This window comes from Streptomyces sp. NBC_00513, from assembly GCF_041431415.1.
GTDB lineage: Bacteria > Actinomycetota > Actinomycetes > Streptomycetales > Streptomycetaceae > Streptomyces.
The window spans coordinates 3,917,415-3,937,643 of record NZ_CP107845.1 but is presented as its reverse complement, the minus strand read 5'-3'; the positions used below and the strand labels follow the sequence as shown (position 1 = coordinate 3,937,643).

The following is a 20,229-nucleotide window of genomic DNA, read 5'->3' as shown; positions in this document are numbered from 1 at the left end:
GGGGCCGCGCGGATGGAGGTACGGAGCATCGTGCTCGCGCCGGGCGAGACGTACGAGCTGCGGCTGACCGGGCGCGGGGCGCGCGGGTACGTGTGGACCTGGCAGGTCGGCGGCGACGCGGACGCGGTCTCGGTGACGCAGCCGGACGGGCCCGGGCGGGCGCAGACCCCACCGCTGCCGGGGGCGGCGGTGGAGCGGGTGTACCTGGTGCGGGGGATCGGCGCGGGCGGCCGGGCCCGGGTGCGGTTCGCCCAGGTCCGGCCGCCGTACCCGCAGGAGGCCCCGTACGACGAGTTCCTGTTGGAGGTGGAGGTCAGCGACCACCCGTCCCGCTCGGCCGGGACCGGCGGGGCTTGAGGGCCCACTGTTGGACGGCTTCGAGCGGGCCCCGCTCGAAGCGGCGCAGCCACAGGGCGGAGCCGGCCACCAGGGTGAGGGCGACGCCCGCCCACAGGCCCATCACCCACCAGGGGCCGGTGCCCGCGAGGCGCCCGGTGAGACCCAGGCCGAGGCCGTAGCAGAGCAGGACGCACAGCAGGTTCTGGGTGACGTAGCAGGACAGGGCGGTGCGGCCGACCGAGCCGAGGGCGCCGGTCACGGCGGCGGGGACCCGCAGGCGGTCCAGGGCGATGCCGATCAGCCCCATGTAGCCGACGGCGATGAGCGGGGCGACGGCGTAGCGGCCCAGGACGAAGAACGCGTCGCCGCCGAGCACGGCGGCGATTCCCGCCGGCATGCCGAGCCCCAGCCCCCAGGCGGCCATCCGGCCCCGGATCCGACGGCCGTCGGCGGTCGGGGCGAACGCGCCCGCGCGGTGCAGGCGGACGCCCAGCAGGAAGAGGAACACGAGCAGGCCGAAGCTGAAGACGGGTTCGATGCGCAGTATCGCCGCGTGCTGGAGGCGGAAGGCGATCTGTTCCGCCCAGGTGCCGTCGGCGTACAGCGCGACCGTGTCCGGGTCGGGCTCCGTCGGGGTGCCTTCGGGTCCGGCCGTGGAGGCGACCGTCACCAGGGCCACCAGCGCCAGGTGCGTTCCGCCGGCCACCCACATCGCGCGCCGCCGGACCTTCTCGGAGCGGGCGAGCAGCCAGGCGACGAGGAGCGCGGTGACGGCGTAGCCCATCAGCACGTCCCAGGCGAAGATCAGCAGGAAGTGCAGGGTCCCTTCGAGGAAGAGGAAGGCGGCCCGCCGCCAGTACCGGCCGGGCCAGGGGGCGCCCCGGCGCGCCGCGGAGTCGTACTGGATGGCCAGGCCCACGCCGAACAGGATCGTCAGCAGGGCCAGGAACTTGCCGTCGGCGAGGAAGCGGAAGAGCGTCTCGGCCAGGTGGGCGGGGGTGGGGTCCGCGAGGACGTCGGGGCTCCCCGGGCCGCCTTGGACGACACCCCATTCGGAGCCCGGCGAGGCGAAGATCCACACGTTGGTCATGAGCGTGCCGAGGATCGCGGCTCCGCGCAGGACGTCGAGGAGGGGGAGCCGGGTCGTCGTCACCGGCGGTGCGAGCAGGGTCTCGGACATGACTCCAGCGTCTCGGCGGACGGGGCGGCGCACGTCCTGCGGGTGAACGAAGCCGGGGTACATCCTTCGATGCAGCGAACGGGCCGTCGCCTCCTCCCCGCCCCCGCGCCTCCCCTCCTCCCCGATGTCCGGACGTGCTGGCCGGATGCGCTGTCCGGATGCTGGACGCGGAAGGTCGTTGCACCGTTCATGTATCTATCCTGTGCGCATGCCATCAGCAGCCACCGCCGTGACCGCCGCCGACCGCGTCTACCGACACGTCAAACAGGGTGTCCTGGACCGCCGCTTCGAAGGCGGCCTCCTGCTCACCGAGGGCGAGGTCGCCGAGGCCGTCGGCGTGTCCCGCACACCGGTGCGCGAGGCGCTGCTGCGGCTGGAGACCGAGGGGCTGCTGAAGCTGTACCCGAAGAAGGGCGCGCTGGTGCTGCCGGTCTCCGTACAGGAGATCGCGGACGTCATCGAAACCCGGCTGCTGGTCGAGGAGTTCACCGCCCGCAAGGCCGTGCCCGCCCCGCCGGCCCTGCTGGACCGGCTCGCCGCGCTCATCGAGGAGCAGCGCCGGCACGCCGCCGAGGGCGACCTGGTCGCGCTGATGGCCGCGGACCGGGGCTTCCACGCCGAGATCGTGCGCCACGCCGGCAACCAGATCCTGTGTCGGCTCTACGACCAGCTCCGCGACCGCCAACTGCGCATGGGCGTGGCCCTGTTGCACGCCCACCCCGAACGGGTGGAGCGCACGCTCGTCGAACACACCGAGATCCTCGACGCGTTGCGCTCCGGGGACGCGGACACGACCGCCGCCGCCGTACGGGCGCACGTGGGCCGCGTCGAGGCGCTGGTGCGGGGGGACGCGCGATGAGCGCCCCCGTGCCCGCCCCGCGGACCGCGGCCCTGCCCCTCGATCCCCCCGGCGGGCGGAAGGCCGTGGCCGTCTGGTCGATCGGCGTCGCCGTCTACTTCGTCGCGGTCATCTTCCGTACCAGCCTGGGGGTCGCCGGCCTCGAAGCCGCGGACCGCTTCCACGTCAACGCGTCGGCGCTCTCGACGTTCTCGCTGCTCCAACTGCTGGTGTACGCGGGCATGCAGATACCCGTCGGCCTGATGGTGGACCGGCTCGGCACCAAGAAGGTGCTGACGCTCGGCGCGGTGCTGTTCACCGCCGGGCAGATCGGCTTCGCCCTGTCCCCCTCCTACGGGACGGCGCTGGCCGCGCGGGCCCTGCTCGGCTGCGGTGACGCGATGACGTTCATCTCCGTGCTGCGGCTCGGGACCCGCTGGTTCCCGGTCCGGCGCGCGCCCCTCATGGCGCAACTGGCCGGGCTGGTCGGCATGGCCGGCAACCTGGTCTCCACGCTGGTGCTCGCGCCCGTGCTGCACGGCGTCGGCTGGGTGGCCGCCTTCGCGGGCAGCGCGGTGGCCGGACTGATCGTGCTGGTCCCGCTGACGCTGTTCCTGCGGGACCAACCCGACGGCCACGCGCCCACCGCGGTGACCGTCACCGGGACGCCGGGCACGGGCGGGTTCGTACGCCGCCAGATCGCCGCGTCCTGGCGGGAGCCCGGCACCCGGCTCGGGCTGTGGGTGCACTTCACCACCCAGTTCCCGGCCATGGTGTTCCTGCTGCTGTGGGGCATGCCGTTCCTGGTGGAGGCACAGGGGCTGTCGCGGACCACCGCGGGCGGGCTGCTCACCCTCGTCGTCGCCGCGAACATGGGCTTCGGGCTGGTCTACGGCCGGCTCGTCGGACGCCGCCAGTCCGCACGGATCCCGCTGGCGCTGGGCACGGTGGGGGTGACGGCCCTGCTGTGGGCGTCGGTCCTGGTGTACCCGGGCGACCGGGCCCCCATGTGGCTGCTGGTCGTCCTGTGCGTGGTGCTCGGCACCTGCGGACCGGCCTCGATGATCGGCTTCGACTTCGCCCGTCCGGCGAACCCGGCCGAACGGCAGGGAACGGCCTCCGGGATCACCAACATGGGCGGCTTCCTCGCCTCGATGACCACCTTGCTCGCGGTCGGCGTCCTGCTCGACGCCACCGGCGACAACTACCGGATCGCCTTCTCGTCGGTGTTCTTCCTGGAGGTGCTGGGCATCACCCAGATCCTCCGACTGCGAGGGAGGGCGCTGGCCCGCGAACGGGAACGCGCCCAGGAGTGGCGGCCCGTCGTCGCGGCCCCTTCCGGCGAGCCCGACCCGTCACACCCCTCGGGTCCCGTCGCCCCGGCGTCCGCGTCGGCGTGAGCCGTACGGGGCCACGGGATCACCGGATCAACAGGTCAGGGGGTCACGGGGAAGTGCGCCAGGATGGCGTCCGCGAGGTCGGGGTCGCCCTCGACCTTCACCCGGTCGGCGACCGCGCGCGGCCGTACCCGGCCCCCCGCGAGGCGGACGTACGTCTCCCAGTCCATCGTCAGCGTCACGGCCGGCCCCAGCGACGGCGACTTGTCCAGGGTCCCCTGCCCGGCCGCGTCCACCCGTACCGTCCGCATGAACTCCAGCACGCCGTGCACGTCCAGCACCACGGCGGAGTTCGCGGGCGCCCCCGCCTTCTTCGCCACCACCTTCGGCAGCCCGGCCAGCAGCATGTCCCGTGCCACGTACGCGCCCGGCGAGTCCCAGTTGCCCGGCGCGCCCAACGCCGCCCGCAGATCCTGCTCGTGCATCCACACGTCGAACGCCCGCAGCCGCAACGCCTGCTCCAGCGTCACCTGCTCGCCCAGCGGGCCGCGCACCATCGTGGCCGGGTCCCGCTTCTCGTTGCGCAGCTGCCGCGCCCGACGGATGACGGTGTACTCCAGCTCCGAGGTCATCTCCGGCGCGGTGTGGTGGCGCCGCACGTCAACCTGTACTTCCATGTACCGGGTGAACTCGTCCACCACATGCCGCAGATCCCGCGGCAGCGTGTGGATCGGCCGGGGGTCGCCGAGCTGCTCGCACTCGATGCCGATGACGTGTGACACCACGTCACGGACGGACCAGCCGGGGCACGGGGTCGCCCGGTTCCACTCCCCCTCGGGCAGGGGAAGGACCAGCTCGGATATCGCCTCGATGGAGTGGGTCCACGCGTCGGCGTAGGGCTGAAGGCTGGGATGGACGGTCAACGGGACCCCTCGCGTGCTGTTCAGTGGCGCGTTGTGGACTATTCCCAAAACTACGCTGCCGGTGAGCACCCCGGCAGTGCTTTCGTGTGACGATCGTAGGCCCGAGTCGAGGGCTACAAGTCCAGGACGGTGGTAGTGTGCGCGCCTCTTTGATTCAAATCGCGGTGAACGACGGGGAGTCGGTGTCCTCCCGGCGGACGCGGGTGGCCGACCTCGTACGGGAGCAGAGCGGCTCCGACCTCGTCGTGCTGCCCGAACTGTGGACGGTCGGGGCGTTCGCCTACGAGCAGTTCGAGACCGAGGCCGAGCCCATCGACGGCCCCACCTACGAGGCGATGTCCAAGGCCGCGCGCGACGCCGGGGTCTGGTTGCACGCCGGCTCGCTGGTGGAACGCGCGGGCGACGGCTCGCTCTACAACACCGCCCTGGTCATCTCCCCGGCGGGCGAGCTGGCCGCGACCTACCGCAAGATCCACCGCTTCGGCTTCGACCAGGGCGAGGCGGTGCTGATGTCCCCCGGCGACTCCCTGACCACGGTGGCCCTGCCGGAACAGACCCTCGGCATCGCCACCTGCTACGACCTGCGCTTCCCGGAGCTGTTCCGGGGCCTGGTCGACGCCGGGGCGACGACGATGGTCGTGGTCGCCGGGTGGCCGGCCCGGCGCCGCTCCCACTGGACGCTGCTGAACCGGGCGCGGGCCGTGGAGGACCAGTCGTACGTCCTGGCGTGCGGGCTGACCGGCACCCACGCGGGCGTCGAGCAGGCCGGGCACAGCCTGGTGGTGGACCCGTGGGGCGAGGTCCTCGCGGAGGCGGGAACCGGCGAGGACGTGCTCACCGTGGAGCTGGACTCGGCGAAGGTCGCCGAGACCCGCGAGCAGTTCCCCGCGCTCAAGGACCGCCGGATGGGACGCTAGGCCGTCCCGTCAGGGGGTAGGCGTGGATCGACACCGACAGGAAGCGGGCGTGGCGTGCTGGAAACGGACGGGAACGAGAGCGGGCGGGACGGCGCCGAGGGCGCCGGGGCGGCGGTCGAGGACGCGCGGGACACCGAGGCCGTGATCGAGGCGGCCCTGGAGCCCCACGACCCCTCGGCCGGGGAGGTCGCGGCCCGCGACCGGGTCCGCGCCCGGGCGGAGGGCATGGCCCACCACGAGGCCGCCGCCGCCCTGGAGGCGGCCCTGAAGGCCGCCGGCGACCTGTCGCGGGCGGACGCCCCGACCCGGGCGGCCGTCGCGGAGTGGCAGCGCCTCACCGACCACCTCCTCGACCACGGAGGCCCGTACAGCACCGGGTCGGACGCCTACGTGCAGGGACAGCTCACCGCCCGGGACAGCCACCGGCACGACCGGGTGACCGGACGGTCGTCGGGGTAGGCGTCCCGGTTGCGGCGGCCCGTCAGTCCTCGTCCCGTTCCTTCTCGGCCATCCGGATCACGCAGACCGCGACGGCGATCAGCAGGGCCGCGTCCGCGTCCTCCCGGACCACGTCGACGGCGTACGTCTCGCGGACCCGGTACCACTGGCGGGAGATCAGCGCGAGCAGTTCTCCGTCGTACTCGACCTTGAACTCGCGGTCGAGGATCCGGCCGCTGACGTCGACCTCGGTGCCCTCGGCCAGCGTGACGCGGTAGTGGTTGCGCAGCAGCGAGAGGCGCTTGCGCCGGATCACGGCGAGGCGCCGCTCGTCGCGCTCCAGGGTCATCGCGTCGCGGAAGGCGAGCCACTTCTCCCGCAACGTGATCAGGATGTGCCCGTCCGGGTCCTTCAGTTCCAGGGTGTCCCGCAGGCGCAGCGCTTTCCCGTCGACGAGGAAGGCCTGCCGGCCGTCCTCGTCCTCGATCCAGTAGTCGTCGCCGATGGCGAGCACTTTGTCCCGTACGAGGTATTTCATGCGCTGATCCGTGCCCGCGATAGGTTGCGTGCATGCCTCTGCTCTTCGTGACCGACCTGGCGTACCCGGCGCGCGGCCGCCGCTACTGCGACGAGGACATATTCCTCACCTCCCGGCTCCGCGAGCACTTCCCGCTCGCCCTGTGCCATCCGCTGGACGCGGAGCGGCTGATGCCCGGCTTCGACGCGGTCGTGGTCCGCAACAGCGGCCCGGTCCTGCACCACCAGGCCGCGTACGACTCCTTCCGCGCCGCCGCGACGGCCGCCGGGACACGGGTCTACAACCCGCTGACCGGCCGCGGTGACATGGCCGGCAAGCAGTACCTGCTCGACCTGACCGAGGCCGGCTTCCCGGTGATCCCCACCGTCGACGACCCGGCGCTGCTGCACCGGCTGCCGTCGGTGCCCTCGTACGCGGTGAAGCCCAAGCAGGGCGCGGACTCCATCGGGCTCACCTTCACCGCCGACCCGGGCTCGGTGACGGCCGGCGAGTTCCTGATCCAGCCGCGCGTCGACTTCGCGTACGAGGTGTCCTTCTACTTCGTCGACGACGCCTTCCAGTACGCCCTGTACGCCCCGGACCCGGCCCGCCGCTGGGAGTTGGAGCGCTACGAGCCCACCGCGGAGGACCTGGACTTCGCCCGGTCCTTCATCGCGTGGAACACCCTCGCGCACGGCATCCAGCGCGTGGACGCCTGCCGCGCCCCCTCGGGGGAACTGCTGCTGGTCGAGCTGGAGGACCTGAACCCGTACCTGTCCCTGGACCTGCTCCCGGAGCCGGTCCGGGAGTCCTTCGTGACGGCCCTCGTGGCCTCGCTCAAGACCTTCACGGAAGCCGGCGGCTGAGGTCGGACCGGCTGTCAGACCCGGGTGCCAGGCTCCTCCCATGGACAAGCAGACCTTCTGGAAGCTGATCGAGACGGCCCGCGCGGACGCGGGGGACGACGGGGTGGCGCGACGGGCGTCGGAGCTCCTCGCCGCGTACCCGCAGGGGCGGATAGCCGCCGCCCAGCAGGTGGTGTGGGACCTGCTGGCGGAGTCCTACCGGGCGCCGCTCTGGGCCGCCGCGTACCTGATCAACGGTGGCTGCTCCGACGACGGTTTCGACTACTTCCGCGGCTGGCTCCTCACCCAGGGCGAGGCGGCCTTCACGGCGGCCCTGGCCGACCCCGACTCCCTGGCGGACCACCCGGAGGTCCGCGCGGCGGCCTCGGCGGGCGAGGAACTGTGCGACGAGGAGGCGCTCTCCATCGCCTGGACCGCGTACGGGATCGCCACGGGCCGGGAGCTCCCGGCGGACTCCTTCACGATCAGCTACCCGACCCTGGACCCGGACTGGTCCTTCGACTTCGACGACACCGCGCAGACCGCCGCCCGCCTGCCCCGCCTGAGCCTCCTGCTCGCCTCGGCGTGACCCGCAGGCGTGTCCTGCCGGCGGGGTCCTACAGTCCGGTGGTGTCGAGTTCGAGGTCGAACGGCTCCGGCAGCCGCACCGGCGTCCCGAAGGGGTGGGGGCCGTCGGTCCGCGTGTAGCCGAGCCCGCCCGGCTCGGAGAAGACGGTGACGGTCTTCTCCACCCGGTCGACCAGCAGGTACAGGGGCGCGCCGTACTCGGCGTACCGCTTGCGCTTGACCACGCGGTCGGTCTCCGCGTTGGACTCCGAGGTCACCTCGACGATCAGGAGCGTCTGGTCGGGGACGAGAGCCTTGCCGCCTTGCGCCAGATCATCAGGAACCACCGCGATATCGGGGATGTACCAGTTGGACGATCCCGGCAGATCGAGGTTGCCGGAGCCTTCCACACAACCGAGTTCGTCCACCCTCCCCTCGATCTGGCGACGGACGATCTTCGCGGCGCGCTCGTGGTCCCAACTCGGTGTCACTTGCGTGATGATCCCTTCGACGATCTCCGTTCGGTCACCGCTGTGGTGCCGGATCGCGTACTTCAGCGCGTGTTCGGGGTCGATGCCCCGGCCGTAGTCGTGCGCGGTGGTCATGCCGGATGCCTCCTTCGCCGTGCGGCCAGCGTGCCACGGAGGACCTTGCCCCGTCGTCACCCGCGCGGGTGTTCCCGGGCGGGGGTGAACCGCCTCGGTCGTCAGTCGCCGATCTGGTGTTCCACGCGGTGGCGGATGTACTCGTCCGGATGGGACCGGGCCGTGGCCACCGCCGTGTCCACCAGGTCGTGCAGCTCCGGCGGGTAGGCCGACTTGCGCAGCGGCAGGCCGGGCAGGACGCAGCGCCGGACGTCCAGGTGATCGTTGGCCACGAACTCGCGCAGGGCGGCCTCGTTCCACTCGACCACCACGGCCGAACCATCCTCCGTCCCACGGGCGGCTCCGGGGTTCTCCGCCCGCACGGGCGGCAGCCGCAGCAGGGACACGTTCGACCAGTACCAGGCTCTCGCGGCGCCCGCCCGCTCGGCGTTCGTGCCGGTCCTCAGGTACCCGAGCAGCGCGGATTGGACGCGCCCGCGTCCGAACGCGCTCAGAGCCGGCTCGACGAAGCCACGGTTGGCGCTCGGGTTGGGATCGTGGACGTCATCCGTCGTTTCCCCCCGCCGTGCGCGTGTGATCCGACGTTCATATCAGGATGGCAAGCTTGAAGCATGAACGATGCCGTCCCGGCGCCCACCCCCGCGCCCCGCCGCAGTGCCCGACTCCGTGCCCCCGAGCTGATCGGCAAGGGCGGCTGGCTGAACACCGGAGGCAAGGAGCTCACCCTTGCCGACCTGCGAGGACGCATCGTCGTTCTCGACTTTTGGACCTTCTGCTGTGTGAACTGCCTGCACGTGCTCGACGAGCTGCGGGAGCTGGAGGAGAAGCACCGGGACACCCTGGTGATCATCGGTGTGCACTCGCCGAAGTTCGTGCACGAGGCCGAGCACACCGCCGTCGTCGACGCCGTCGAGCGCTACGGGGTGCACCACCCCGTGCTCGACGACCCCGAGCTGGCCACCTGGAAGCAGTACGCCGTCCGGGCTTGGCCCACGCTCGTCGTGATCGACCCCGAGGGGTACATCGTCGCCCAGCACGCCGGCGAGGGCCACGCCCACGCCATCGAGCGGCTGGTCGTGGAGTTGGAGGCCGAGCACGAGGGCAAGGGGACCCTGCGGCGCGGTGACGGGCCGTACGTGGCGCCCGAGCCCGTGGCGAGCGATCTGCGGTTCCCCGGGAAGGCGCTCGTCCTGCCCTCCGGGAACCTGCTGGTGTCCGATTCGACGCGGCACCAGCTCGTGGAGCTGGCCCCGGACGGGGAGAGCGTCGTACGGCGCGTCGGCAGCGGCGCGCGCGGTTTCGGGCCGGACGCCTTCAGCGAGCCGCAGGGTCTCGCGCTGCTGCCCGACGGGCGGGTGGTCGTCGCGGACACCGTCAATCACGCGCTGCGGACCTTCGACCCGGAGAGCGGGGTCGTGGAGACCGTCGCCGGGACCGGCCGGCAGTGGTGGCAGGGTTCGCCCACCTCCGGTCCCGCCCTGGAGGTGGACCTGTCCTCGCCGTGGGACGTGGCCTGGTGGCAGGGCAAGGTGTGGATCGCGATGGCCGGCGTCCACCAGCTGTGGACCTGGGACCCGGAGTCCGGCACGGTCGAGCTCGCCGCCGGCACCACCAACGAGGGGCTGGTGGACGGGCCGGCCGCCGAGGCCTGGTTCGCGCAGCCCTCCGGGCTGGCGGCCACCGAGGACCGGCTGTGGATCGCGGACTCCGAGACCAGCGCGGTGCGTTACGTCCACCGCACCGACACCGGTTACGCGATCACCTCCGCCGTCGGCACCGGCCTCTTCGACTTCGGTCACCGCGACGGCCCCGCCGGGCAGGCGCTGCTCCAGCACCCGCTCGGGGTGACCGCGCTGCCCGACGGCTCGGTCGCGATCTGCGACACCTACAACCACGCCCTGCGCCGCTTCGACCCGGCGACGGGCGAGGTCACCACGCTGGCGACGGACCTGCGCGAGCCCAGTGACGCGGTGCTGGTCGGCTCGGACATCGTGGTCGTCGAGTCGGCGCGGCACCGGCTGACGCGGCTGCGGCTGCCGGAGGAGGCGGTACGGGTGGACGCGGTCGCGCACCGCACACGGCGGGCGGCGACCGAGGTGGCCCCCGGCCGGTTGCGCCTCGACGTGGTGTTCCAGGCGCCGAGCGGGCAGAAGCTCGACACCCGCTACGGCCCCTCGACCCGGCTGCTGGTCTCCTCGACCCCGCCGGAACTGTTGGCGGGGGGCGAGGGCCCGGGCAGTGACCTGTTCCGCGAGCTGGAGTGGAACCCGGACGTCTCCGAGGGCGTGCTGCACGTCTCGGCGATGGCGGCGTCCTGCGACGACGACCCGGCCAACGAGTACCCGGCCTGCCACGTCCACCAGCAGGATTGGGGCGTGCCGGTGAAGGTCACCGCCGGTGGCGCGGACCGCCTGCCGCTGGTCCTCGCCGGGATGGACGACTGATCCGAGGCCCGGGCCTCGCGGGACGGACGCCCGTCCCCGGGCCCGGGCCTCGCGGTCAGGACTTCAGCAGTACGTCGAGCAGCCGGTCCGCGAACGCGGCCGGCCGCTCGACGCAGCCGACGTGTCCGCCGGGGAACTCGGCGAGCCCGACGCCGAGTCGGCGCGCCAGCGCCTCGGCCGGGCGTCGCAGGAGCAGCCCGCGCGAGTCCTCGCCGGCCGCCGGGACCAGCCGGTCGGCGTGCGGGGCCAGTGCGTCGAGGTCGGGCAGGTGCCCGGTGAACTGGCGCAGTTGGCGTTCGAGGAAGAACGGCGCGTTCGCCGACATCCGCCGGAACACCTCCTCCGGCGGCGGGGTGTGCGCGGCGGGGGCGCGGCGTTCGCCCCCGGCGGCGTCGCCCCCCGTACCGCCCCCGGCGTCGCCGCCGCCCGTGCCCGCCGCCATCACGGCCATCGCGGCCTCGACGCCGCGCTCGCGGTGGGCCTCCACCACCGAGGCGAAGAAGCTCCGCTGCTCGGCGGCGTCCGGCAGCAGTTCCACCAGCGGCGGTTCGTGCGCCACCACCCGTCGTACCAGGGTCGGGTGGCGCTGGAGCAGGTCCACGGCGACGATCGCGCCGGCGCTGATGCCGAGGACGTACGCCGGTTCATCGGTGACCGCGGCCAGCAACAGGGCGGCGTCGTCGGCCTGTTCGGCCGGGCTCTGGTCCTCGGGCGGTCCGTCGAGTGGGCTGCGCGTGGTGCCGCGCGGGTCGGGGGCCACGACCGTGAAGTGGTCGGCGAGGGTGTCGGCGAGGGGGTCCCACACGGCGGCGTCGGCGCCGCCCCCGGGCAGGAGCAGCAGGGCGGGACCGGAGCCGCGGATCTCGTAACGGAGGGTGGCGCCGGGGACCTTGAGCGTGTGGACGTGCATGGTGCCGCAACCTTTCCTAGGGCTTCTAGGTTGCAACCTAGCTCTTCTAGGGTCACGGTGCACGGCGAAAACCCCGCCCCGGACAGGTCCGGGACGGGGTCGTGGAGCAGGGGGCGGTCAGCCCTCCAGGAACGCCACCAGGGCGTTGGCCAGCAGGAACGGGTCGTCCGCGCCGCACAGTTCACGGGCGCTGTGCATCGACAGGATCGCCACGCCGATGTCCACGGTCTGGATCCCGTGCCGGGCGGCCGTGATCGGGCCGATCGTCGTGCCGCAGGGGATGGAGTTGTTGGAGACGAAGGTCTGCCACGGCACCCCGGCCCGCTCACAGGCGTCCGCGAAGACCGCCCGTCCGCTGCCGTCCGTCGCGTACCGCTGGTTGACGTTGACCTTGAGGATCGGGCCGCCGTTGGCGCGCGGGTGGTGCGTCGGGTCGTGCCGCTCCGCGTAGTTGGGGTGCACGGCGTGCCCGGTGTCCGAGGACAGGCAGACGGTGCCGGCGAAGGCCCGCGCCCGGTCCTCGAACGTGCCCCCGCGCGCGAAGACGGAACGCTCCATCACGTTGCCCAGGAGCGGGCCGTCCGCGCCGGTGTCCGACTGCGAGCCGCTCTCCTCGTGGTCGAACGCGGCCAGGACCGGGATGTGGTCCAGGGGCTTGTCCGAGCGTGCCGCCGCGGCCAGCGCCGCGACGCCCGCGTGGACCGAGATCAGGTTGTCCATGCGCGGTCCGGCGAGCAGTTCGCGGTCGCGGCCCAGGTAGGAGGGCGCCTCGATGGAGTGGACCATCAGGTCCCAGCCCGCCACCGAGCCCTGCGGCAGGCCCTCTTCCTCCTCCAGGAACGCGATCAGGTCGCCCTCCCGGACCTCGCCCAGACCCCAGATCGGCTGCATGTGCCGCTGCTTGTCGAGCTTGAGGCCGTCGACGTTCACCGACCGGTCCATGTGCACGGCCAGCTGCGGGACGCGCAGCAGCGCGCGGTCCACGTTCACCAGGCGCTCGGTGCCGTCGCGCAGCGTCAGCCGCCCGGCCAGTCCGAGGTCCCGGTCCAGCCAGGTGTTGAGCAGCGGGCCGCCGTAGACCTCGACGGCGATCTGACGCCACCCCTGGGAACTCATGTCGGGGACGGGCTTGACCCGCAGGTTGGGGGAGTCGGTGTGCGCGCCGACGATGCGGAACGGGGTGTGCGCGGCGGCACCCTCCGGCACGTACCAGGCGACGATCGCGCCGCCGCGGAGCACGAACCTGCCTCCCGAGCCCGCGTCCCAGGCGTCCGTTTCCGACACCTGCCGAAACCCGGCCTCCTCCAACCGCGCCGCGGCGTTGGCCACGGCGTGGTACGGCGACGGACTCGCCGTCAGGAAGGTCTTCAGATCATCGGTGTGGCCGCGATCGAAGCGGGTGGGAGAGCTCATGTGGTTCACCTAACGACGGTCGTGTTCGCCTTGGCCGGGCTGCGGCGGATGGCAAGGGGTCGGGGCGGCGCGGGATGTGTGGTCCGCGGTCCCGTGGTCCTCAGCCCGGCGGACGCTCGAATCTGCGCTGCAACTGCCGCCGCTCACCCCGGCGGATGCGCGGGAGCATCTCGGGGGTCTGCGCCGGTCGCTGCGCGCGTCTTCTGCGTCCGGCGCAGAAGATACAGGCCTCGCCCGGCGGGGCGTCGGGGTCGATCGGCGCCCCGGGGTGCTCGGAGCATCCCGAGGCGTTCCGCGGCCGGGACAGTTCCCGGGCCACGATGAAGGCGCGGTGCAGGTCGTCCGCCATCCGCACGAACTCCTCCGGCGGGGAGGAGAGACCCAGGTGGAAGCGCCGGTCCTCGATCGTGCGGAGGAAGGCGCGCAGCGCGTCGTGGGTGTACGGAGGGTCCGGGACGGGATACCCGAGCCGGCGCTGTTCCCCGGCGGCGGGCGCGGCGCCGGCGGTCCGGCCGCCCTGGCCGCGCAGTCCGAGGCGCCGCCGGTCGTTGCAGATCAGGCAGCGGCCCCAGCCGTCGGGGGCCTCGGGGTCGAGGGCGCCGTTGGGGTGCTCGGGGCAGCCGGTGTAGCTCTTGGCGGGCGCCAGCCCGGACGCCGTCTGGAAGGCGATGTAAAGGGCGTCGGCGACGCCGTCGTACTCGGCGGGGTGGGCGCCGTCGTACAGCTCCCGCATGTGGTCGCCGAGGCTGCCCAGGGTCGCCTGCAGCTCCTTGAGGGCGTACGGCCGCCCGGTCGGGACGGAGTACCCCCTGCTGCCGTGCTGATCCTGTGGGCTCATGCCTACGAGCGTGCCATGAACGACCGACAACGGAAGAACGGCCCCGTGAAAACGGCGCGGGCCGGACCCCGTGACGGGATCCGGCCGTTGCCGCTACGTACACCGCGTACAGCTGTGGGGTGCCTCGGGGCCTGGGCCCACGTTGACGACAGGACCTAGAAGGCGGCCTCGTCGAGCTCCATGAGGGTGTTGTCCACCGACTCGGCCAGCGCGCGCTGGACCGAGACGCCGGGGAGGACCTCCGCGGCGAAGAACTTCGCGGCGGCGATCTTGCCGGTGTAGAAGGGGACGTCCTTCGCGGAGGCCGTCGCCAGCTTCTCGGCGGCCACGGCCGCGCCCTTGAGCAGCAGGTATCCGACGACCACGTCGCCGGAGGCCATCAGCAGGCGGGTGGTGTTCTGGCCGACCTTGTAGATGTTCTTGACGTCCTCGCCGGTGGCGGTGAGGTCCACGATCATCTGGCCGACGATGGCCTCCAGGTCCACGGCGGCCTTGGCGAGCGCGTCGCGGGCCGGGGCGAGGTCGTCGCCGCCGACGGCCTCGGCGAGGAACTTCTTGATCGTCTCGGAGAGCACGTTCAGGGAGGCGCCCTGGTCGCGCACGATCTTCCGGAAGAAGAAGTCCTGGCCCTGGATCGCCGTGGTGCCCTCGTAGAGGGTGTCGATCTTGGCGTCCCGGATGTACTGCTCGATCGGGTATTCCTGGAGGTAGCCGGAGCCACCGAAGGTCTGCAGCGACTGCGCGAGCTGCTCGTACGACTTCTCCGAGCCGTAGCCCTTCACGATCGGCAGGAGCAGGTCGTTCAGGCCGATGAGCGCGGACGCGTCCTCGCCGGCGGCCTGCTTGACCTGGATCTCGTCCTGGACGGAGGCGGTGTACAGCACGAGGGCGCGCATGCCCTCGGCGTACGCCTTCTGCGTCATGAGCGAGCGGCGCACGTCGGGGTGGTGCGTGATGGTGACCTTGGGGGCCGTCTTGTCCATGAAGTTGGCCAGGTCCGGACCCTGCACGCGCTCCTTGGCGTACTCCAGGGCGTTCAGGTAGCCGGTGGAGAGCGTGGCGATGGCCTTCGTGCCGACCATCATGCGGGCGAACTCGATGATCATGAACATCTGGCGGATGCCGTCGTGCTTGTCACCGATCAGCCAGCCCTTGGCGGGGTGCTGGTCGCCGAAGGTCATCTCGCACGTGTTGGACGCCTTGAGGCCCATCTTGTGCTCGACGTTCGTCGCGTAGACGCCGTTGCGCTCGCCCAGCTCGCCGGTCTCCCAGTCGAAGTGGAACTTCGGGACGAGGAAGAGCGACAGGCCCTTGGTGCCCGGGCCGTGACCCTCGGGGCGGGCGAGGACGTAGTGGAGGATGTTCTCCTCCATGTCGTGCTCACCGGAGGTGATGAAGCGCTTGACGCCCTCGATGTGCCAGGAGCCGTCGTCCTGCTGCACGGCCTTGGTGCGGCCGGCGCCGACGTCCGAGCCGGCGTCCGGCTCGGTGAGGACCATGGTGGAGCCCCAGCGCTTCTCGACCGCGATCTCCGCGACCTTCTTCTGCGCCTCGTTGCCCTCTTCGTAGAGGATGCCGGCGAACGCCGGGCCGGAGGAGTACATCCAGACGGCCGGGTTCGCGCCCAGGATCGTCTCCGCGAAGGCCCAGATGAGCGAGCGGGGCGAGGTGGTGCCGCCGATCTCCTCGGGCAGGCCCAGACGCCAGTACTCGGAGTCCATGAAGGCCTTGTAGCTCTTCTTGAAGGACGCCGGGACGGGCGCGGTGTTCGTGGTCGGGTCGAAGACCGGCGGGTTGCGGTCGGCGTCCTCGAAGGAGGCGGCCAGCTCGTTCTCGGAGAGCTTGGTCATCTCGCTGAGGATGGTCTTGGCGGTCTCGGTGTCCATCTCACCGAACGGGCCGGTGCCGTACAGCTTGTCGCGGCCGAGCACCTCGAAGAGGTTGAACTCGATGTCGCGGAGATTCGACTTGTAGTGCCCCATGGCGACGGCTCCGTTAAGGCTCGGGGAGACAGGTTCCTCGTACATACCAATCGGTAACGTCATGATGCTACCCGTCGGTAATAACAAGCAACCCCTTACCGGTGACTGTGACCAGCATCAAGCCAGAGTGACTGGAGTGCCGCCGGAATCCCAGACCCGTGCGGGGCCGGGATCTCGGGCGCCGGGCGGGTCCGGGGAGGCCGTCGCGGGGCGGGTCCGCGGGGGCGGGTCCCCGGGGCGGGGGCTACGGGGGTGGGAGTTCGGCCCAGACGGTCTTGCCGCTGTACGGGCCGGGGCGCACGCCCCAGCGGGCGGCGACGGCGTCGAGCACGGCCAGGCCCCGCCCGCCCTCGTCCTCCTCGCTCGCCCGGCGCAGGACCGGCCACAGGCGGGGGTCGGGGTCGCTGACCTCCACCCGGGTGCGGCCGTCGGCCGTGCGGGTGATGGCGAGCGTCACGGGGGTGCCCTCGCCGACGTGCACGATCACGTTCCCGACCAGCTCGCTCACGCAGAGCTGGAGATCGTGGCAGGGCGCGTCCACGTGCGCCCGCACGGCCCGCCGCAACGCCGACAGCTCCTGCGGCACCGCGAGCACCCCGGCACGGAACGGCCTCACCGGCGCGGGGCCCGGTTCAGGGCGGCGGCGAGGGCGCGGGCGGTGGCCGGGTTGCACGGTCCGAGGGCGAGCAGCGGTGGCGGGGTTCGGTGGGTCGCGGCGTAGGAGGGGAGGTGCAGGTCGAGGGAGGGGAGCGTGATCCCGTGCGCGATCAGCGCGCTTCGGAGCTCGGTCAGTGCCTCGATGGCGAGGCGGTCGCCGGCGTGGTCGCTCATGGGGGGCATCCGTTCCTGTGCGGAGTGTGCGGAGTGTGACGAAGCCCTCACAGGCTGGGGTCGCGGTGCGTACCGTGGGAAGGGTTTGTATTCGCCTACGCGAGGTGTGGAAGGGGTGGGGGTGCCCGCATCCAGGGAGATCGATGGGGCGGCCGGGGTTCCCGAGTTCTACGGCAAGGAACTCCGGTGGCAGCGCGAGAAGGCTGGTCTGACCCTTGAACAGACTGTGCGGGGTTGCTTCTACTCGGTGAGCTTTCTCAGCGAGATCGAGCGGGGTCGGCGCCGCATGCCGGAGGATCTCGCGCAGCACGTGGACAAGGTGCTGGAGACGGACGGGTTCTTCGCCCGCTGCTGTGCGGACGTGAGGAAGGCCCGCCGGCACATCCACGGCCGCTACTTCGCAGAGGTCTTGGAGATGGAGGCCCGTGCATCGGACATCGTCGAATGGGCGCCCACACTCATACCGGGTCCTCTGCAACTGGAGCCGTACATCGAGGCGGTGGTCTACGCGGCGCATCCCCAGGCGACGCAGGACGTGCTGAACGAGCGGATCAGGACGCGCAGGGAGCGGGCGTGGGTCATGGAGGACGCCGAGGGGCCCGTCTCGTGGGTCGTCCTGCACGAGTCGATCATTCAGCAACCGATTCTGGGATACGGCGACATGGCGGAGCAGCTCGCCCATGTCGCGGCCGTCGCCCGGCGTCGCCAATTCGTGCCGCAGATCCTTCCTGTCGACGCGGGGGCGCACCCGTTCATGAGCGAGTCCACGTGGCTGATGGAGTTCAGCGGCGCTCCTCCGGTGATGTACACGGAGAGCATGTACACCGGTCAGGTGATCGAAGAGCCGGGGACGGTGAAGCAGTGTCGCAACGCCTATGACCGCTTGAGGGCCGCTGCGTTGCCGCCCGAACTGTCCCTGCGGCTGATCGAGTCGGCTGCGGCGGACTACCGGAACGGCAAGCGGCCGCGAGAGTTCTCCTCGCGGCTCACGGTGTAGGCCGACATGCAAGGCTGTCGGCCGGGGAGCTGTCCGGCTGACGGTGGTGGCCGGTACCGGCGGGTACGGCGTCGGGCGCTCGGTAGGGTGGGCCGCATGTACGGCTACGACCAGACTCCGGGCGCCCAGCAGCAGGGCTATGCGCAGCAGCCCCCGCCCCAGCAGGGCTACGCGCAGCAGCCGCCGCTGTACCCCGAGCCCTCGCCGCCGTCGCTCGCCGACGCGGTGCGGGCCTTCACGACCGGGTCCCTGTCCGCCGAGGACTTCCAGCAGATCTTCGCGACGTCCAAGGTCTACTGCCCGCGCGGTGACACCCCGGGCTTCCTGGCGCTGCACAACACGCAGCAGCCGGTGATCCCCATGTTCACCACGCTCAAGGAACTGCGCCAGTACGCCGGCAAGGAGTCCAAGTACTTCGTGATCACCGGTGCCGAGGTGATCGATCTGCTGCCGACCGGCTACGGATTCGTCCTCGACATGGAGGGCGACCACCGGATGGTGTTCGACGCGAAGGCCGTCGAGCAGATGGTCGACTTCGCGATGCGCCGGATGTACGGCTAGTCCGGGCCCTCCCCACGCGGCACACGGCTCTCCCCGCACCTCGCATCGGCCCGCCCCGGCACCGCCGGGGCGGGCCGATGTCGTCGCGGGTCGGTGTGTACCGGCTCGGGTGTGACCCGGTTCGGGCGAGGCGCGGGTTCAGGCGCGGTCGGCTCGGGCGCGGTGCGTCCGGCGGCGCCAGGCGAGGGCGGCGGCGGTGCCCAGCAGGAGCGCGGGTACGGCCCAGGCCCAGAGCACGTCGAGGTCCGGGCGGTGGGCCAGGCTCTGCCGAACGCCGGCGAAGGCGACGACCAGGGCCACGTAGCCCGTGCCCTCGCCGCCCTCGGTGACCGCGGCCCAGCGGAGCAGCAGGCAGCCGACGAAGCAGAACGCGCTCCAGGTGGCGAGGTACGCCCACGGGGAGCCGGGCTGCGGCGACAGCGGCATGCCGGTCGATGCCCAGCGGAAGGCGGCGTAACCGGCGCCGAAGAGGCAGGCCGCGGTGACGAGGGACCAGAGGACCGCGGAGAGCACGGACGATGTGCGGCGCTCGTCGCGCTCGTCGCTGCCGACGTTCTCGGCGTGCTGGTTGCTGTTCCAGTCGATGTCGTCCATGCGGTGGCCCCTTCGGTCGGTCCTCGTCCCCTGTCCGGTGGAAAGACTCAGGTCAGGGGCTCTGGGTTGACGCGGGAATGACATCGGGTGGCGCGCTGTTCTGCGAGGTGTGGCAGAAAGTTCGAGTTTCAACTAAACTCGACGCCAGAAGGAGGTTCCGACCATGCCTGCAGTGACTGTGGAGAACCCGTTGACGCTCCCCCGCGTCGCGGAGCCCGCCCAGGAGACCGCCGCCCGCAAGGTGCTGGCCGTCACGAACGCCCCGGGTGGTTTCGAGGGCGAGGGGTTCCCGGTGCGCCGCGCGTTCGCCGGGATCAACTACCAGTACCTCGACCCGTTCATCATGATGGACCAGATGGGCGAGGTGGAGTACGCGCCGGGCGAGCCGAAGGGCACCCCCTGGCACCCCCACCGCGGCTTCGAGACCGTCACGTACCTCATCGACGGAACCTTCGTCCACCAGGACAGCAACGGCGGCGGCGGAGTCATCAACGGGGGCGACACCCAGTGGATGACCGCCGGTTCGGGCCTCCTGCACATCGAGGCCCCGCCGGAGTCCCTCGTCGTCTCGGGCGGGCTCTTCCACGGCCTCCAGCTGTGGGTGAACCTCCCGGCCACCGACAAGATGATGCCCCCGCGCTACCAGGACATCGGCGGCGGCCAGGTCCAGTTGCTGTCCACCCCGGACGGCGGCTCGCTGCTCCGCGTGATCGCCGGCGAACTGGACGGCCACGAGGGCCCCGGCATCACCCACACCCCGATCACGATGATCCACGCGACCATCACCCCGGGCGCGCAGATCACCCTGCCGTGGCGCGAGGACTTCAACGCCCTCGCCTACGTACTGGCCGGGCGCGGCTCGGTGGGCCAGGACCGCCGGCCGATCCACAAGGGCCAGACGGCGGTGTTCGGCGAGGGCGGTTCCCTGACCGTCCGCGCGGACGAGTCCCAGGACTCCAACGCCCCGGACCTGGAGGTCGTCCTGCTCGGCGGCCGCCCGATCCGTGAGCCGATGGCGCACTACGGTCCGTTCGTCATGAACAGCAAGCACGAACTCCAGCAGGCCTTCGACGACTTCCAGGCCGGCCGCCTGGGCACCGTCCCCACGACGGCGCGCACCCGCTGACCGACCGCCCCACGCGGTCACCCCACG

The 20,229-nt window shown here is 71.8% G+C and carries 23 protein-coding genes; 11 read left to right on the top strand and 12 right to left on the bottom strand.

What is annotated here, in order from left to right; genetic code table 11:
- The first annotated feature begins 12 nt into the window (after positions 1-12).
- On the top strand, positions 13-357 hold the full coding sequence (locus OHA84_RS18155; RefSeq protein ID WP_266970757.1) for a protease inhibitor I42 family protein: 345 nt from the start codon (positions 13-15) through the stop codon (positions 355-357).
- Here the strand turns inward: OHA84_RS18155 and OHA84_RS18150 are convergent.
- On the bottom strand, positions 314-1,519 hold the full coding sequence (locus OHA84_RS18150; protein ID WP_266970759.1) for a DUF418 domain-containing protein: 1,206 nt from the start codon (positions 1,517-1,519) through the stop codon (positions 314-316). The two genes, OHA84_RS18155 and OHA84_RS18150, sit on opposite strands and share 44 nt — an antisense overlap.
- A 208-nt stretch (positions 1,520-1,727) precedes the next feature.
- On the opposite strand from OHA84_RS18150, the gene OHA84_RS18145 reads away from it, so the two are divergent.
- Together OHA84_RS18145 and OHA84_RS18140 are read left to right on the top strand one after the other, a co-directional pair.
- Entirely contained in the window at positions 1,728-2,378 is a 651-nt protein-coding gene (locus OHA84_RS18145) for a GntR family transcriptional regulator (protein WP_053675635.1), read from the top strand.
- Positions 2,375-3,757, top strand: a complete 1,383-nt coding sequence (locus OHA84_RS18140; RefSeq protein WP_266970762.1) for a nitrate/nitrite transporter — start codon at positions 2,375-2,377, stop codon at positions 3,755-3,757. The genes OHA84_RS18145 and OHA84_RS18140 overlap by 4 nt, the downstream gene beginning before the upstream one ends.
- 35 nt (positions 3,758-3,792) lie before the next feature.
- On the opposite strand, the gene OHA84_RS18135 is transcribed toward OHA84_RS18140, so the two are convergent.
- Positions 3,793-4,617, bottom strand: coding sequence for a maleylpyruvate isomerase family mycothiol-dependent enzyme (locus tag OHA84_RS18135; RefSeq protein WP_053675637.1), 825 nt, complete (start codon positions 4,615-4,617; stop codon positions 3,793-3,795).
- Between the two features lie 137 nt (positions 4,618-4,754).
- Here OHA84_RS18135 and OHA84_RS18130 point away from each other — a divergent pair, with 137 nt between their 5' ends.
- Together OHA84_RS18130 and OHA84_RS18125 are read left to right on the top strand one after the other, a co-directional pair.
- The gene (locus OHA84_RS18130; RefSeq protein WP_266970764.1) at positions 4,755-5,534 is read left to right on the top strand and encodes a carbon-nitrogen family hydrolase; all 780 of its coding nucleotides are present in this window, start codon (positions 4,755-4,757) and stop codon (positions 5,532-5,534) included.
- 54 nt (positions 5,535-5,588) lie between these two features.
- The gene (locus OHA84_RS18125; protein WP_234349867.1) at positions 5,589-5,993 is read left to right on the top strand and encodes a hypothetical protein; all 405 of its coding nucleotides are present in this window, start codon (positions 5,589-5,591) and stop codon (positions 5,991-5,993) included.
- A gap of 22 nt (positions 5,994-6,015) precedes the next feature.
- Here OHA84_RS18125 and OHA84_RS18120 read toward each other — a convergent pair whose 3' ends face one another.
- Entirely contained in the window at positions 6,016-6,510 is a 495-nt protein-coding gene (locus tag OHA84_RS18120; protein ID WP_266970767.1) for an LURP-one-related/scramblase family protein, read from the bottom strand.
- A 32-nt stretch (positions 6,511-6,542) separates the two neighbouring features.
- Between OHA84_RS18120 and OHA84_RS18115 the strand changes: the two genes are divergently transcribed.
- Both OHA84_RS18115 and OHA84_RS18110 read left to right on the top strand, forming a co-directional pair.
- The gene (locus OHA84_RS18115; protein WP_266970769.1) at positions 6,543-7,355 is read left to right on the top strand and encodes a hypothetical protein; all 813 of its coding nucleotides are present in this window, start codon (positions 6,543-6,545) and stop codon (positions 7,353-7,355) included.
- A gap of 40 nt (positions 7,356-7,395) precedes the next feature.
- Entirely contained in the window at positions 7,396-7,923 is a 528-nt protein-coding gene (locus OHA84_RS18110) for a DUF4240 domain-containing protein (protein ID WP_266948493.1), read from the top strand.
- Positions 7,924-7,951: 28 nt separating this feature from the next.
- Here OHA84_RS18110 and OHA84_RS18105 read toward each other — a convergent pair whose 3' ends face one another.
- Positions 7,952-8,506 (bottom strand): Uma2 family endonuclease, encoded by a 555-nt coding sequence (locus OHA84_RS18105; protein WP_053675647.1) that lies wholly within the window; start codon positions 8,504-8,506, stop codon positions 7,952-7,954.
- Positions 8,507-8,607: 101 nt separating this feature from the next.
- A complete protein-coding gene (locus OHA84_RS18100) occupies positions 8,608-8,892 on the bottom strand; it encodes a hypothetical protein (RefSeq protein ID WP_266970772.1) in 285 nt (94 codons plus the stop codon).
- 225 nt (positions 8,893-9,117) lie between these two features.
- Between OHA84_RS18100 and OHA84_RS18095 the strand changes: the two genes are divergently transcribed.
- Entirely contained in the window at positions 9,118-10,950 is a 1,833-nt protein-coding gene (locus OHA84_RS18095) for an NHL domain-containing thioredoxin family protein (protein ID WP_266970774.1), read from the top strand.
- A gap of 55 nt (positions 10,951-11,005) precedes the next feature.
- Here the strand turns inward: OHA84_RS18095 and OHA84_RS18090 are convergent, their stop codons facing one another.
- The 6 genes from OHA84_RS18090 to OHA84_RS18065 form a co-directional block, all read right to left on the bottom strand.
- Complete coding sequence (locus tag OHA84_RS18090) at positions 11,006-11,860, bottom strand: alpha/beta fold hydrolase (RefSeq protein WP_266948488.1); 855 nt, start codon at positions 11,858-11,860, stop codon at positions 11,006-11,008.
- A 117-nt stretch (positions 11,861-11,977) separates the two neighbouring features.
- On the bottom strand, positions 11,978-13,273 hold the full coding sequence (locus tag OHA84_RS18085) for a M18 family aminopeptidase (RefSeq protein WP_053675653.1): 1,296 nt from the start codon (positions 13,271-13,273) through the stop codon (positions 11,978-11,980).
- Positions 13,274-13,373: 100 nt separating this feature from the next.
- Complete coding sequence (locus OHA84_RS18080) at positions 13,374-14,111, bottom strand: hypothetical protein (RefSeq protein WP_266948483.1); 738 nt, start codon at positions 14,109-14,111, stop codon at positions 13,374-13,376.
- A gap of 155 nt (positions 14,112-14,266) precedes the next feature.
- Positions 14,267-16,093, bottom strand: a complete 1,827-nt coding sequence (locus OHA84_RS18075; RefSeq protein ID WP_053675658.1) for an acyl-CoA dehydrogenase — start codon at positions 16,091-16,093, stop codon at positions 14,267-14,269.
- Between the two features lie 244 nt (positions 16,094-16,337).
- Positions 16,338-16,688, bottom strand: coding sequence for an ATP-binding protein (locus OHA84_RS18070; RefSeq protein ID WP_234349869.1), 351 nt, complete (start codon positions 16,686-16,688; stop codon positions 16,338-16,340).
- A gap of 17 nt (positions 16,689-16,705) precedes the next feature.
- The gene (locus tag OHA84_RS18065) at positions 16,706-16,924 is read right to left on the bottom strand and encodes a hypothetical protein (protein ID WP_053675662.1); all 219 of its coding nucleotides are present in this window, start codon (positions 16,922-16,924) and stop codon (positions 16,706-16,708) included.
- Positions 16,925-17,045: 121 nt separating this feature from the next.
- Here OHA84_RS18065 and OHA84_RS18060 point away from each other — a divergent pair, with 121 nt between their 5' ends.
- Positions 17,046-17,921 (top strand): helix-turn-helix transcriptional regulator, encoded by an 876-nt coding sequence (locus tag OHA84_RS18060; RefSeq protein ID WP_266970778.1) that lies wholly within the window; start codon positions 17,046-17,048, stop codon positions 17,919-17,921.
- Between the two features lie 96 nt (positions 17,922-18,017).
- Entirely contained in the window at positions 18,018-18,482 is a 465-nt protein-coding gene (locus tag OHA84_RS18055) for an SseB family protein (protein ID WP_053675664.1), read from the top strand.
- A 138-nt stretch (positions 18,483-18,620) separates the two neighbouring features.
- Here the strand turns inward: OHA84_RS18055 and OHA84_RS18050 are convergent, their stop codons facing one another.
- On the bottom strand, positions 18,621-19,076 hold the full coding sequence (locus tag OHA84_RS18050) for a hypothetical protein (RefSeq protein ID WP_053675666.1): 456 nt from the start codon (positions 19,074-19,076) through the stop codon (positions 18,621-18,623).
- A gap of 163 nt (positions 19,077-19,239) precedes the next feature.
- On the opposite strand from OHA84_RS18050, the gene OHA84_RS18045 reads away from it, so the two are divergent.
- Positions 19,240-20,202 carry a pirin family protein gene (locus OHA84_RS18045; protein ID WP_266970781.1) on the top strand — a complete coding sequence of 321 codons (963 nt, stop codon included), beginning with the start codon at positions 19,240-19,242 and terminating at the stop codon, positions 20,200-20,202.
- Positions 20,203-20,229: the final 27 nt, after the last annotated feature.